The sequence below is a fragment of the Pseudarthrobacter sp. NPDC055928 genome (assembly GCF_042270935.1).
Classification (GTDB): Bacteria; Actinomycetota; Actinomycetes; order Actinomycetales; family Micrococcaceae; genus Arthrobacter.
Genome location: NZ_JBHJZH010000010.1, coordinates 114,271 through 128,727 on the forward strand (window position 1 = coordinate 114,271; position 14,457 = coordinate 128,727).

General features: G+C 65.4%; 9 protein-coding genes. 1 reads left to right on the forward strand and 8 read right to left on the reverse strand.

Annotation, left to right across the window (positions count from 1 at the left end; translation table 11 throughout):
• The 8 genes from ACFC25_RS13840 to ACFC25_RS13875 all read right to left on the reverse strand — a co-directional run bounded on the left by ACFC25_RS13840 (window position 1) and on the right by ACFC25_RS13875 (window position 11,656).
• On the reverse strand, window positions 1–1,032 hold the full coding sequence (locus ACFC25_RS13840; protein WP_376046029.1) for a nucleoside hydrolase: 1,032 nt from the start codon (window positions 1,030–1,032) through the stop codon (window positions 1–3).
• Between the two features lie 25 nt (window positions 1,033–1,057).
• Window positions 1,058–2,035, reverse strand: a complete 978-nt coding sequence (locus ACFC25_RS13845; RefSeq protein WP_337347815.1) for an aldo/keto reductase — start codon at window positions 2,033–2,035, stop codon at window positions 1,058–1,060.
• 12 nt (window positions 2,036–2,047) lie between these two features.
• A complete protein-coding gene (locus ACFC25_RS13850) occupies window positions 2,048–2,608 on the reverse strand; it encodes a hypothetical protein (protein WP_376046034.1) in 561 nt (186 codons plus the stop codon).
• Window positions 2,605–3,222 carry a DUF402 domain-containing protein gene (locus tag ACFC25_RS13855; protein ID WP_337347813.1) on the reverse strand — a complete coding sequence of 206 codons (618 nt, stop codon included), beginning with the start codon at window positions 3,220–3,222 and terminating at the stop codon, window positions 2,605–2,607. Before ACFC25_RS13855 ends, ACFC25_RS13850 begins: the two co-directional genes overlap by 4 nt.
• A complete protein-coding gene (gene dxs / locus ACFC25_RS13860) occupies window positions 3,219–5,192 on the reverse strand; it encodes a 1-deoxy-D-xylulose-5-phosphate synthase (protein WP_376046037.1) in 1,974 nt (657 codons plus the stop codon). Before dxs ends, ACFC25_RS13855 begins: the two co-directional genes overlap by 4 nt.
• 130 nt (window positions 5,193–5,322) lie before the next feature.
• The gene (acnA, locus tag ACFC25_RS13865; RefSeq protein ID WP_376046039.1) at window positions 5,323–8,133 is read right to left on the reverse strand and encodes an aconitate hydratase AcnA; all 2,811 of its coding nucleotides are present in this window, start codon (window positions 8,131–8,133) and stop codon (window positions 5,323–5,325) included.
• 167 nt (window positions 8,134–8,300) lie between these two features.
• Window positions 8,301–9,692 carry a class I SAM-dependent RNA methyltransferase gene (locus ACFC25_RS13870; protein ID WP_376046041.1) on the reverse strand — a complete coding sequence of 464 codons (1,392 nt, stop codon included), beginning with the start codon at window positions 9,690–9,692 and terminating at the stop codon, window positions 8,301–8,303.
• On the reverse strand, window positions 9,689–11,656 hold the full coding sequence (locus ACFC25_RS13875; RefSeq protein WP_376046138.1) for an APC family permease: 1,968 nt from the start codon (window positions 11,654–11,656) through the stop codon (window positions 9,689–9,691). The genes ACFC25_RS13870 and ACFC25_RS13875 overlap by 4 nt, the downstream gene beginning before the upstream one ends.
• Before the next feature lie 454 nt (window positions 11,657–12,110).
• On the opposite strand from ACFC25_RS13875, the gene ACFC25_RS13880 reads away from it, so the two are divergent.
• Window positions 12,111–14,444: a SulP family inorganic anion transporter gene (locus ACFC25_RS13880; RefSeq protein WP_376046043.1), complete on the forward strand. Its 2,334-nt coding sequence runs from the start codon at window positions 12,111–12,113 to the stop codon at window positions 14,442–14,444.
• Window positions 14,445–14,457: the final 13 nt, after the last annotated feature.

Below are 14,457 nucleotides of genomic sequence, written 5' to 3' on the forward strand. Positions count from 1 at the left end.
TTACCGTTCGTACAGCCGGGCTGCGAGGGCGCCGACGGACCGGATGAGTTCCTGGAAGGCCTGTTCAGGGTTGTTCCCGGACACCACCCGGGCGTTGGGCGGATGTCCCCACAGCTTGCGGTAGTCCGCCACGGTGGTCCCCATCAACAAGGTGGACTCGACCTCGACGTCGACGGTTGCCGTCCGGGTGCTGTACTCCAGCGTGCCGGCCGCCACGCCTGCGGCGAAGAAGTCGTGGACATGCGCCAGGTACCCCTGGTCGTAGTGCCGGTGGAACTCAAAGTAGAACCGCAACGCATCGGAAAGGTGCCGCACCAGCGGGTTCTCGGACGTGCTCCGGAGCCCCTCGGGCTGCTCGGGAAGCACAAGTTCCTCCACGGCGCAGCCCGCCGCCGCGGAAAGCAGCCTTATATGCTCGGGCCGCATCTCGATCCGCTCCGTGGTGTCCAGCGAGCAGACAATGGGGAGCCGGTCCTCCGGCAGCCCGCGGAACGCCGCATAGACTTCCTTGGCCGCATGCGGGTCCACATGGGTGTTCCACTCTGCCGTGGGCGTGGTGTTTCCCTGGTGGTAGAAACTGCCGCCCATGATCACCACCCGTTTCAGCAATTCCGGCAACCGCGGTTCACGCCGGATGGCAAGGGCGAAATTCGTCAACGGCGCCGTAATCAGCGCCGTCAGCTCCCCCGGGTGGGCGCGTGCTGCTTCCACCCAGACATCGGCGGCGTGCCGAGCGGACACTGACCCGGACGGCGGTGGCAACACGGCGTGTCCAAGACCTTGGGGTCCGTGGGTCTCCGGGGTGGTCACGAGGGGGACGGAAAGGGGAACTTCGGCGCCAACGGCGACCTCAACCCCAGGACGCCCACACAACTCCAGCATGGCCAGCGTGTTCAAGGCCACTTGGCGCAGGCCCGCGTTTCCGGGGGTCGCAGTCACAGCCACGAACTCCACTTCCGGCAGCGAGGCCAGGTACGCCAGTGCCAAGGCGTCGTCTATCCCGGTATCCACATCCAGCAGCAGCCTGGTCATCGGCGTCGTTCCTTCAGGCCGTTTCCTAGAAGAGTGCCACTTTGGGGACTTTGGGGAAGATGTCATCCAGTTCCGCAAGCTCCGCCGGGGTTGGCACCCAGGCCACGGCCTCCGCGTTCTGGCGGACCTGTTCGGGCCTGGTGGCCCCCGCGATCACGCTGCTGACCGACGGCTGGGCCGCGAGCCAGGAGAAGGCAACCTGAACCTCCGACAGGCCACGCTGTTCGGCGAAGGCGCTGAACCGTGTGAGCTGGCCCCAGTCGGCATCGTGCACCAGATGGGTCCGGGTATGGCTGAGCCGGGTGCCTTCCGGAGCCGTATCCGGCGAGTATTTCCCGGTAAGGAGCCCGTTGGCCAACGGGAAGTAGGGCAGGACGCCAAGGCCATACGCCTCGGCCGCGGGGGTGACTTCCAGCTCCGCCCGCCGGTCCAGGAGGTTGTAGTGGTTCTGGGTGGAGATGAACCGGGCACCCCCGGCGGTCCGTGCCACGAACTCAGCTTCGGCGATCTGCCAGCCAGCGCGGTTGGAGTGCCCGATGTACCGCACTTTCCCACTTGTCACCAGGTCATCGAGCGCCGACAGGGTTTCTTCGATCGGCGTCAGCGGGTCCGGAGTGTGGAACTGGTACAGGTCGATCCAGTCGGTGCCCAGCCGCCTCAGCGATGCCTCCGCCGCGCGGATGATGTAGCTGCGGGAGCCGCGGGCGCCGAAATCGCGGCCATTGGCCCCGTGCATGTCCATCCCGAACTTGGTGGCCACCACGGCTTCGTCCCGCCGCCCGGCCAGAGCCTTGCCCAGCATGCTCTCGCTGAGGCCGGGCTCGCGCCCGTAGGTGTCCGCCACGTCGAAGAGAGTCACACCGGCGTCGAGGGCGGCGTGGACGACGGCGTCAGTGGCCTCCTGGGACTCGGTGGCCGTATGGGCCCGGCCCAGGTTATTGCAGCCCAGGCCCACAACAGAAACGGTGAGGCCGGAGTTTCCGAGGCGTCGGTATTCAGTCATCGACTTTCCGTCCTAGAGGCTGAAGCTGTTGGCTGGCTTCGCCGAGTGCTTGAGCTTGAAGCTGTCCGGATCAGTGAAGGGTGCGGCGCCAATGCTGAGCTTGGTGAAGTCCAAATCCTCGCCGCGGCTGCAGACCTTGATCGCGTTGACGGCTTTGTTTACGTCGGGGCAAAGGCAGAAGATGTTCAGCTTGTAGTCGCTGAATTCCGAGCGTTCCACCGTGCCCAGCCCACGCCACGCCAGGTGGCTGATGAGGGCATCCTTCGCCTTCTCCTCAAGGTAGCGGTCGCGGTCGGTGCCCTCCTTGGTCTTCAGGGCGAACTGGGCTACCACCCAAAACTGCTCCTCGTCGGGGATTTCGGCGTAGCCGTCCTCCGCGCACTGCACGGCAAACGCATCCATCAGGCCCTCCGCCGCGGCGGCGTCGGCGACGTCGGTTTCTTCGGTCTTGCTCTGGTGGCCCACAACGCCATAGTTCATCACGAACTGGCTGTAGTCCTCGTCGAACCAGCCTTCGCGGAAGTGCAGCACTCCCTCATCGTCCCGTTTGTAGATCCTGATGATTCCGCTCATGACCGTCCCTTCGTGAACCATTCGACGTCTGTTCCGTCGAACGGTGCGTGCTGTGCCTTGACGGCCTGGTAAAGCTCATCCGCGGCGGCCTGGATGTCATCCACCAGCCGGTCCGGGTAATTCATGGCGATGCGGTGCTCGGCGAACTCGTCCTGGTCATCGATAAAGACGCCGCGGCCCGCCATGCGGATGACATCCAAATCCATGTCGATCACATGGAACTCGGTGACGGCGGGCCGGATGTCCGTCCACTCGTGCGCAACGGCGAGGTCAACGTAGACACGGACCCCGTTGGGGTGGGCGTCGTCATAGAACGTGGCCACCCAGTCGCCCGATCGAGGCACCAGCAGCACTGCATCGGACCGGGTGTAGAACGCGGCGCCGGGCCGGGAGCAGAATTCGTTGGTTCCCTGGAAGATCCACCAGCCGTGCCGGTCCTCACCCAGATAGCGGCCTGGGACCACCCAGTGGGCCTTGCCGTTCCATTTGCGGTTCCGGGCCACCACCAATTGGCCGGGCTGCAGCGGGCCCGGAACGCGTGTGGTGCTGGTATGTATCGCCGGTCCGCTTTCACCGGTTGCCCCCGGGTACTTCAGTGCGTCTTCTTCCCTCACAGAATCGGAAGGCTGCCGGTGGTGGGGTGTTGCTGGCCCGGGAGGGGACGCGCAAACGGAACCTTGGTGCCCAAAACCTGCGCGACGACGTCGTGCGTTATTTGCTGGGCGGTCAGCCCGACGCGCTCCAGGACCTGGCTCCTGGTGCCGTGGTCAAGGAACTCCACGGGCAGGCCAACCTCGTTCAGGGCAGTGTCCACCCCGGCGGCGCGCATTTCCTGCCTGATCCGCGACCCCACTCCGCCTGCGCGGACGCCGTCCTCAATGCAGATGACCAGACGGTGATGGGAGGCCAGCGCGATGATGGAACGGCGGACCGGCAGCACCCAGCGCGGGTCCACCACGGTGGTGCTGATTCCCTGCGCGCCGAGGCGGTTGGAAACGTCCAGGGCAAGTTCGGACATGGCCCCGACGCTGACGATCAGGACGTCGTTCTCAGTGGAACCGGACGGACGTCGGGCCAGGACATCCACGCCGTCGCTTAGCCTTTCGATGGCTTCGACTTCGGCGCCCACGGTGCCCTTGGAGAAGCGCACCACGGTGGGGGCGTCACTGATGGCTACAGCCTCGCGGAGTTCCTCCCGCAGGCGGGAGGCGTCGCGCGGGGCCGCGAGGTGCAGTCCCGGCACAATCTGGACCATGGCCATGTCCCACATACCGTGGTGGCTTGCGCCGTCGGGCCCGGTGACGCCAGCCCGGTCCAACACGATGGTGACGCCGGCCTTATGCAGGGCGACGTCCATCAGGAGTTGGTCGAACGCGCGGTTCAGGAACGTGGCGTAGACGGCCACTACCGGGTGGAGCCCGCCGAAGGCCATGCCTGCGGCGGACGTCAGGGCGTGCTGTTCGGCAATTCCGACGTCGATCACGCGGTCGGGGTGCCTGGCGGCAAATTTGTGCAGCCCCACGGGGATCAGCATGGCGCCGGTGAGGCCCACGATGTCCGGCCGTACATCGGATATCTCGGCTATCTCGTCAGCGAAAACGGAGGTCCAGGACTGGGCGCCGGCGCTGCCCGTAGGCTCGCCCGTCTCGGGGTCGATGATGCCGACGGCGTGGAACTGGTCCGCCTCATGGGCGCGGGCGGGAGCGTAGCCGTGGCCCTTTTCGGTCATAGCGTGGACAATGACCGGGCCCGCGTAGTTCCTGGCTGTGGACAGGGCGTGCTCCATGGCCTGGAGGTTGTGCCCGTCCACGGGGCCGATGTATTTCATGCCGAGGTCCTCGAACATGCCCTGGGGCGCCCACCAGTCCTTGATGCCCTTTTTCATGGCATGCAGGCTCTTGTAGGTGAACTGCCCAACGGGGCCGCTGTTCTGGAGCTTCTTTTTCCACCAGTCCAGGGTCCCCTCATAGGCGGGGGCGGCACGGAAGGAGTCGATGGTGGGACGCAGCGATGCCAGGTAGTCGGCGAAGCCGCCGACGGTGGGCGCATAGGAGCGGCCGTTGTCGTTGACCACGATCACCACGCGGCGGCGTTTATCGGCCGCGATATTGTTGATGGCTTCCCAGGCCATGCCGCCGGTCAGGGCACCGTCGCCTACCACCGCGACGGTGTACCGGTTGCCTTCCCCGGTGAGCTGCCGGGCCCGGGAGATACCGTCCGCCCAGGACAGGGACGAGGAAGCGTGTGAGCTTTCGACGATGTCGTGCTCGGATTCGGCCCGGGACGGGTAGCCTGACAGGCCGCCTTCCTGACGGAGTGTGCTGAAGTCCTGGCGTCCGGTGAGGAGCTTGTGGACGTACGACTGGTGGCCGGTATCGAAAACGATACTGTCCCGCGGCGAGTCAAAGATGCGGTGCACGGCCAGCGTCAGCTCAACCACCCCAAGGTTGGGTCCAAGGTGTCCACCGGTCTGGGAGACGTTCGTGATCAGGAAACTCCTGATCTCACCGGCGAGTTCCGCCAGCTGCTTTTCGGACAACTCGTTCAGGTCCTGCGGATTCCGGATGGCGTCCAAGAGTCCCAATGACCCCTCCTTCAGGTGGTAGACGTGCCTGTTAACTCTAACGCCTCGGCTCAAATCCAAAGCCGAAGCCCCGGCTGGTCGGTGACCGGCCGGGGCTTCGTCAGGGTGTTTGCCTGAGTACAGAAAGCCGCTAGTTGGCGGAAATCTGACGCAGGACGTACTGCAGGATGCCGCCGTTGCGGTAGTAGTCGGCTTCGCCCGGGGTATCAATGCGCAGGACGGCATCGAAGGACTTGGCGGTGCCGTCCTCAGCGGTGGCGGTCACCTTAAGGGTCTTGGGCGTGAAGCCCTCGTTTAGCCCGGTGACGCCTTCCACCGCAAAAACCTCAGTGCCGGTCAGGCCCAGGGTTGCTGCGCTTTCTCCGGCCGGGTACTGCAGGGGCAGGACGCCCATGCCGATCAGGTTGGAGCGGTGGATGCGCTCGTAGCTTTCGGCGATGACAGCCTTGACGCCCAGGAGCGCGGTGCCCTTGGCTGCCCAGTCACGGGACGAGCCGGAGCCGTACTCCTTGCCTGCCAGGACCACCAGCGGGATGCCGGCTGCCTGGTAGTTCTGGGCGGCGTCGTAAACGTAGGCCTGCGGGCCGTCAGCCTGGGTGAAGTCGCGGGTGAAACCACCCTCCACGCCGTCCAGGATCTGGTTCTTGATGCGGATGTTCGCGAACGTGCCGCGAATCATGACTTCGTGGTTTCCACGGCGTGAACCGTAGGAGTTGAAGTCCTTGCGCTCCACACCGTTGGCCAGGAGGTACTGGCCGGCCGGGGTGTCCGACTTGAAGGAGCCGGCCGGGGAGATGTGGTCAGTAGTGACCGAATCGCCCAGCTTCAGCAGCACGCGTGCACCGGAGATGTCCTGGACAGGCTCCGGCTGGGCCTTCATGCCCTCGAAGTACGGGGGCTTCCGGACGTAGGTGGACTTCGGGTCCCAGGCGAACGTATCGCCGGCGGGGGTGTCGAGAGCCTTCCAGCGGTCGTCGCCGTCGAAGACGCCCTCGTAGCCGCGGGCGAACATGTCCTTGTCGATCGAGGAATCGATGACCTGTTGGACCTCGACCGGGTTGGGCCAGATGTCCTTCAGGAAGACGTCGTTGCCGGCCTCGTCCTTGCCCAGGGAATCGGTGTCGAAATCGAAGTCCATGGAACCGGCCAGGGCGTAGGCGATGACCAGCGGCGGGGAGGCCAGGTAGTTCATCTTCACGTCCGGGTTGATCCGGCCTTCGAAGTTGCGGTTGCCGGAGAGCACCGCAGTCACCGAGAGGTCGTTGGTCTGGATGGCCTCGGAAATTTCGGCGTCCAGCGGGCCGGAGTTGCCGATGCAGGTGGCGCAGCCATAGCCCACGATGTAGAAGCCGAGCTTCTCCAGGTACGGGGTCAGGCCGGACTTCTCGTAGTAGTCGGTGACGACCTTGGAGCCGGGAGCAACAGAGGTCTTGACCCACGGCTTGGACGTCAGGCCCTTGTCAACGGCGTTGCGTGCCAGCAGTGCGGCGGCAAGCATGACGGAGGGGTTGGACGTGTTGGTGCAGGACGTGATGGAGGCGATGGAAACTGCTCCGTGGTCCAGCTCGAACTCGCGGCCGTCTTCGGTCTTGATGTGGACCGGGTTGGACGGGCGTCCGTTGGCGCCGTTCGCGGCGGAGACCACGCGTGCGGTTTCCGTGGTGTGGGAATCAGCGTGCGTGAACGATGGCGCATCCGAGGCCGGGAAGGACTCTTCCAGGGACTCGTCCACGCTGCCGTCTTCGATGGCCACGTAGTTGTGGATGTCCTTGCGGAACTGCTCCTTGGCATCGGTCAGCTCAATGCGGTCCTGGGGACGCTTGGGGCCGGAGATGGAGGGAACAACCGTGGACAGGTCCAGCTCGAGGTACTCGGAGAACTTGATCTCACGCGACGGATCGTGCCAGAGGCCCTGTTCCTTGGCGTAGGACTCCACGAGTGCCACGTTTTCGTCCGAGCGGCCGGTGAGGCGCAGGTAGTCCAATGTGACGTCGTCGATCGGGAACATTGCGGCGGTGGAACCGAATTCCGGGCTCATGTTGCCGATGGTGGCGCGGTTGGCCAGCGGCACCGCGGCGACACCCTCGCCGTAGAATTCCACGAACTTGCCCACAACACCGTGCTTGCGCAGCTGCTCGGTGATGGTCAGCACGACGTCGGTGGCGGTGGCTCCGGCCGGGATGGACCCGGTCAGCTTGAAGCCGACGACGCGCGGGATGAGCATCGAGACGGGCTGGCCCAGCATTGCGGCTTCGGCTTCAATGCCGCCAACGCCCCAGCCGAGGACACCCAGGCCGTTGACCATGGTGGTGTGCGAGTCAGTGCCCACGCAGGTGTCGGGGTAGGCGCGCAGGGCACCGTCCACCTCGCGGGTCATGACCGTGCGGGCCAGGTATTCGATGTTGACCTGGTGCACAATGCCGGTTCCCGGGGGAACAACCTTGAAGTCATCGAAGGCGGTCTGGCCCCAGCGGAGGAACTGGTAACGCTCGCCGTTCCGCTGGTATTCGATCTCCATGTTGCGCTCCAGTGCGCCGGAGTTACCGAAAGCATCGATCTGCACGGAGTGGTCGATGACCATCTCCGCAGGAGCGAGGGGGTTGACCCGCTTGGGGTCGCCACCGAGCTCCTTGACCGCTTCACGCATCGTCGCCAGGTCAACCACGCAGGGAACACCGGTGAAGTCCTGCATGATCACCCGTGCAGGCGTGAACTGGATTTCTGTATCTGGCTGGGCATCAGGATCCCAGCCTGCCAAGGCACGAACGTGATCGGCAGTGATGTTCGCGCCGTCCTCGGTCCTCAACAGGTTTTCAAGCAATACCTTGAGGCTGAACGGAAGGTTTTCTGCACCTTCAACGGAGTTCAACCGGAAAATTTCGTATTCGGTTCCGGCTACATTAAGTTTGCCTTTTGAACCGAAGCTGTCCACAGTGCTCATCGCAGGACTCCTCTCGCAACAGTTTCATCTTTGTCGCGCGGTTGACCGCTTGCTAGTTAGGCAGGCCTAATTAGTGCGTGCCCGCAAAAAATTACATGGGGTCACCCGTGAATACGGAGCGCGACGTGGGACTACTAAGGGCCATAGTAGTCCAAATAACTGCGGCGTCAGCGGCTCGGCACCAGTAAAGCCACCGTCTCCAGATGGTGGGTGTGCGGGTACAAGTCCAGGGCGCGCAGCCCCGCCAGCGACCAGCCTCCCTGCTGGAAGTAACCCACGTCACGGGCGAAGGATGCAGGGTCACACGACACATAGGCAATGGCCCGCGGACTCGCGGCCATCAGTTGGCCTACGACGGCCTTGCCTGCACCGGCACGTGGCGGGTCCAGCACCAGGGCATCAAAATTGCGTGGTTTCTGGCGGAGGATGCGTTCCACCCGCCCTTGGGCAATCTCCACCTGCGGCGCCCCGTGCAGGTTCTTTCGGGCGTCCTTGCTGGTGCCGGGAGCGCCTTCCACCGACAGTACAGAGCCTGTTTCGCCCACCGCATCAGCCAACGGCGCCGTGAAAAGTCCGGCGCCTGCATAGAGATCTGCCACCACGGAACCGGGCGAAAGGAAGCCACCGTCGTGCAGGAATCCTGTGACGGCCCCCACAAGTGCTTCGGGCGCGTCGCGGTGGATCTGCCAGAAGCCGGCGCCGGTGACCCGGTATTCGTGCCCCGCGGCGGATTCCTGCACCCAGGTGCGTCCCCGCAACTGCTGGACGTCGTCCGTGAGCGGATCGAAGGTGGCCACCGAGACATCCTCCGGAAGCTGGGCGGCAATGGCGCTTAGCCGCTTTGGCTTCGTCCCGGGAGCCGGGGCAAGCAGCACCAGGGGACGTGAACCGTTGGCCGGTGCGGCCACCTCCACGCGCTCGATCCCCTGCAGGTCAATATTCCACAGCCGCAGCCGGTTGATGCCGTCAGAGGCGAGCGGCATCTCCCGCAGCGCGATGATGTGGTCGGAGCGGTGGGCGTGCATGCCCAGTTTTCCGGCAGCGGTGACCGAGAAACTGGCCCGTGTCCGCCACCCGAGGCCGCTGCCGGCGTCGTACGTTGTGTCCGCATTGGGGGTACTGCCGGCCACCGCCTCAACGGTGACCTCACCGCCCGGGAACTGGCCGACGGCGGCGAGCCGCTGAAGCTGTTCGGTCAGGACCGCAGCCTTCAGGCTTCGCTGGCGTTCCAGCGCTATATGGCCGAACTCGGCGCCGCCCACCGGCGGGTGGCCGTGGGCCCAGGCGCGTCGGGAGTCGGCCGCGTGCCAGAAGTGCTCAACACGGTCCGGGGACGCCTCGAGGACTTCCACCACGTCGGCGCGCCAGAATTTGGCTGCATCACCGGCGTCGGTCAGCCGGGCGCGGACTTTTTCGCCGGGGATGGCGTGCCGCACGAAGATCACCCTGCCCTCATGCCGGGCCACGCAGTGGCCGCCGTGGGCCACAGGGCCGACGTCGAGCACGAGTTCCTTAACCTCGGTGGTGGAAGGGAACTGGGTCTGGGTATGCGAGCTCATTGGATATCCTGCAGGTTCTTGGCTTCTTCGGATGATTTCAGCTGCCACGGAACACTGGCCACCATCACGCCGGGTTCGAAATGCAGCCGGGTCTTGATGCGCAGCGCAGTCTGATTGTGGACGAGTTGTTCCCACCATTTGCCCACCACATATTCGGGGATATAGACCACGATGAGGTCGCGGGGGGAATCGCGCCGCATGTTTTTGACGTACTCCATGATGGGCGTGATGGTCTCCCGGTACGGGCTTGCCAGCACGGTCAGCGGGACGGGGATGTCCAGCTTTTCCCAGTCGGCCACGGTGTGTGCGGTTTCCTCGGCGTTAATGTCCACGGTGACGGCGTCCAGCCGTGACGGCCGCGAGGCACGCGCATAGGCCAGCGCCCGGAGCACCGGCTTGCGCACATGCGAGACCAGCAGGACGGCGTGGACCCGGGAGGGCAGGGCACGCGGGGAGGAATCCTCGTCCACGGCCAGTTCCTTCGCCACGTTGTCATAGTGTGCGCGGATGCTCCACATGATCAGGAACAGGACAAACATGGCCAGCAGCGCGATCCAGGCGCCCTGCTCGAACTTGGTGATGAGGACGATGACCAGCACCAGGGCCGTCATGCCGAACCCGATGGTGTTGATGGTGCGCGACTTGGCCATGCGCAGCCGGACAGCCTTGTCCTTGGCGAGCTTGAGCTGCCGGCCCCAGTGCCGGATCATGCCCAGCTGGCTGAGGGTGAATGAGATAAAGACGCCCACGATGTAAAGCTGGATCAGCTTGGTGACATCGGCGTTGAAGGCCAGGATCAGCACCAGCGCCCCGGCCGCCAGGGCCAGGACACCGTTACTGAATGCCAGCCGGTCTCCCCTGGTCCGCAGCTGGCGGGGCAGGTAGCCGTCCTGGGCCAGGATGGAGCCGAGCACCGGAAACCCGTTGAAGGCCGTGTTCGAGGCAAACACGAGGATCACGCCGGTGGCAGCCACCACAATAAAGAAGGCGACGGACCCGGGCCCGAAGATGGTCTGGGCGATCTGGCTGATGGCAGGACTCTGGATGTAGCCCTCCGGCAGCGGCAAGCCGTTCACCAAGAACTCCGTTGCCGGGTCCAGCACAATGTGGACCTTCGTGGCGTTGGCCAGGTAGATGATGCCGGCGAGCATTGACGCCCCGATGAGGCCAAGCAGCAGCAGTGTGGTGGCGGCGTTCTTGGACTTGGGTACCTTGAAATTGGGGACGCCGTTGCTGATGGCTTCGACACCGGTGAGGGCCGCAGCACCGGAGGAGAAGGCCCGCAGCAGCAGGAAGGCGCCGGCAAGGCCCACGAGTCCTTCATCAAAACCCGGGGCAGGGACAATCGTGAATCCCGCGGAGGGCGCTTCACGCAGCTGGCCGGTGGCGGCCTGGAAGATGCCCACCGCCGTCATGCCCAGGATCGAGGCCATGAAGATATATGTGGGGACGGCGAAGAGGGTGCCGGCCTCCTTGACTCCGCGGAGATTGACCAGGGCAAGGATGACGACGCCGATGGTGGCGAAGAGCGCCTGTTGCCCGTGCAGGGAAGGCACAGCCGTGGTCAGGTAGGTGGCGGCCGAGGACATGGAGACGGCCACGGTCAGGACGTAGTCGACCAGAAGGGCTGAGGCCACGGTCAGGCCGGCGAACTTGCCGAGGTTCTCGTTGGCGATTTCGTAGTCGCCGCCGCCGGACGGGTAGGCGTGCACGTTTTGGCGGTAAGACGCCACCACAGTCAAGAGCACCACCATGACCGCGAGGCCCACCCACGGCGAGAATGCCACTGCACTGACGCCGGCGAGGGCAAGGGTCAGGAGGATTTCATCCGGCGCGTACGCAACGGAGGACAGGGCGTCGGAGGCAAAGACCGGAAGGGCGATCCGTTTGGGGAGCAGGGTGTGGGCGAGCCTGTCGTTCCTGAAGGGCCGGCCCACCAGCACCCTTTTTATGGCGTTCAGCATTGTCAGCACGTTTGTTCCTTGAGACTACTCACGACGCCCCACTTCTGTTGAGCACTAGAGCAACCTTACGACACTGCCGTCAGACCGGATCAGGGCCCAGACGCACCGTAGGCATCCACACAAACCCGCGGCAGTCCAGTCATAGCGCAACAGGCGGTCACCGGCCTAGACCACACGGGTCCGTCGGCTGCTATGGCCAATGATTTTGGCGGCGATAAGGGCTTCAAAGCGGCCCTTGCCAGCAATTTGACTTGAATAAGGGACACCGGGGTGTGCGCCGCGGCGTGGCAGGAAAAGACCCGCCGCCGCCCTGCCAGCGGAACCCCGGAATCGCCCCTGCCACGCACGCGAGAGCCAGGAATCGGAGTGTTTCTTCTCACGGTCCGGCACCTTGCACCCGCCGACGGCCGGTCAATAGCGTGGCCACCACCCACCGGACAAACGAAGGACTGCCTTGAGAACAGCACCTGTTACGACGGAAAATTTTCACGATCCCGGCAGCAAGGACGAAGGAACGGGGTTCCCCGGTCCACGGCCCCGCTGGGCTGCCGGCGGGCGGTTTGCTGACGCGCTGCGGTACGACCTCCCGGCGTCGCTGGTGGTTTTCCTGGTGGCGGTGCCCCTATCCCTGGGCATAGCGGCGGCCTCGGGCGCGCCCATCATGGCCGGCCTGATCGCAGCCGCGGTGGGTGGCATCGTGGCCGGAAGCCTGGGCGGCTCGCCGCTCCAGGTCAGCGGACCCGCCGCAGGCCTGACGGTGATTGTGGCTGGACTTGTTGACCAGTTCGGGTGGCCGGCCACGTGTGCCATCACCGCCGTGGCCGGCGTACTGCAGGCCCTGCTGGGCCTGGCACGGTTCGGACGGGTGGCCCTGGCAATTGCCCCCGTGGTGGTCCACGCCATGCTGGCCGGCATTGGCATCACCATTGTGCTCCAACAGTTCCACGTGCTGCTGGGAGCCGGGTCTGCCAGTTCAGCGCTCGGTAACATCGCTGCCATCCCCGCCAGCGTAGTCGCCGCCGAACTTGCCGCTGCCGGGCTCGGCATCACCGTCATCGGAACGCTGCTCCTTTGGCGGCGCCTGCCTGAGCCGGTGCGCCGCGTCCCCGGCCCGCTGGTGGCGGTCATCGCCGCCACGGCCCTCTCACTCCCCTTCGGCGTAGACCGGATCACCTTCAGCGGATCCCTGACGGATTCGCTGTCCCTGCCGCAGTTGCCCGCAGGAAACTGGTCCGCCGCGGTCATTGGCGCCGTCACTATCGCCCTGATCGCGAGCGTGGAATCCCTGCTCTCGGCCGTGGCAGTTGACAAGATGCATCACGGCCCGCGGACCAACTTCAACCGGGAACTCATGGGCCAGGGCGCCGCCAACGTGACGTCCGGGTTGCTGGGCGGCATGCCGGTGACGGGAGTGATCGTCCGCAGCGCCACCAACCTGGAGGCCGGGGCACGGACCCGGTCCTCGGCGGTGCTCCATGGTGTCTGGGTGCTTGTCTTTTCCCTCCTGCTGGCGGGACTGATCCAACTGATCCCCGAGTCCGTCCTCGCCGGGCTGCTGATCATCGTCGGGGCCCGGCTGGTACGCCCGGCGGACATCCGCACCGCCCGCCGGACCGGCGACCTTCCCGTCTACGCGGTGACCCTCTCCATCGTTGTGTTCGCCAACCTGCTGGTGGGCGTGCTGACCGGGCTGCTGCTGGCCATTGCACTGGTGCTGTGGCGGATAGCGCGGGCTACCGTCAGCGCCTCCCCGGAATCAGGGTCCGACGGCGCCTGGCGCGTCGTCATCGACGGTTCGTGCAGCTTTCTGTCGCTGCCCCGGCTCAGCGCTGTCCTCGCCGCTGTCCCCGCCGGCACCAAGGTGACCCTGGAGCTGGATGTTGATTACCTGGACCACCCCGTCCAGGACGCGCTGGACGCCTGGCAGACCCGCCATGTGGCCACCGGCGGTTCCGTCACCGTCCAGGAGCACGGCACTGCGAGCCTGGAAGATGCCCACGCTTCAGCGCCCTGCCGCGGGGACGCCCGGTCCGCCGTTCGCAGCGGGTTCGCACCGTGGAGCGCCTGGCAGGGACGGACGCCAACTCCTCCCAGGCCGGACGGCGATGATGCGCCGGCGCTGCAGCCCATCATGGCCGGCGTCGAAAACTACCACCGCCGGACCGCAGGCCTGCTTCAGCCGCATGTGGGCGAACTGGCCACCCACCAGGACCCGTCCACCCTCTTCCTGACCTGCGCGGACTCACGCGTGGTACCCAACGTAATCACCAGCAGCGGCCCGGGAGACCTGTTCACCGTCCGCAACGTGGGCAACGTGGTGGGCAGATCGGGAACCGACGCGGCAACCGACGCCGCCCTGGAGTTCGCGGTGGGCAAACTGTCCGTCGAGACCCTGGTGGTGTGCGGCCACAGCGGCTGCGGTGCGATGACGGCGTTGCTGGACAGAGGAACTGGCCACCAGGCGAAAGGGCCAATCGACATGTGGCTTGAACACACCCGCGCCAGCCTGCTGGCCTTCCGCGGCGGCCACCCGGTGCAGCGGGCGGCAGCGGAGGCGGGCTTCAATCCCGTGGATCAGCTGGCCATGGTCAATGTCGCCGTGCAGCTCAAGCGGCTCCAGGGCCACCCCTCGGTGGCAGGGGCCCTGGAGTCCGGCGCCGTCCAGCTCACCGGCCTGTTCTATGACATTCCCACAGCCCGCGTCCTCCAGGTCACCGCGGAAGGAATCGGCCACCTGCACCCGCTGCCACAGCAGCTGCGGACCGGGGCCCCAGTGGCGGCTGGCTAGCCCGCCCGTGCCT

Coding starts and splice junctions, on each gene's coding strand:
- ACFC25_RS13840 (WP_376046029.1), bottom strand. CDS start 1,032: ATGACCAGGCTGCTGCTGGATGTGGATACCGGGATAGACGACGCCTTG.
- ACFC25_RS13845 (WP_337347815.1), bottom strand. CDS start 2,035: ATGACTGAATACCGACGCCTCGGAAACTCCGGCCTCACCGTTTCTGTT.
- ACFC25_RS13850 (WP_376046034.1), bottom strand. CDS start 2,608: ATGAGCGGAATCATCAGGATCTACAAACGGGACGATGAGGGAGTGCTG.
- acnA (WP_376046039.1), bottom strand. CDS start 8,133: ATGAGCACTGTGGACAGCTTCGGTTCAAAAGGCAAACTTAATGTAGCC.
- ACFC25_RS13870 (WP_376046041.1), bottom strand. CDS start 9,692: ATGAGCTCGCATACCCAGACCCAGTTCCCTTCCACCACCGAGGTTAAG.
- ACFC25_RS13875 (WP_376046138.1), bottom strand. CDS start 11,656: ATGCTGAACGCCATAAAAAGGGTGCTGGTGGGCCGGCCCTTCAGGAAC.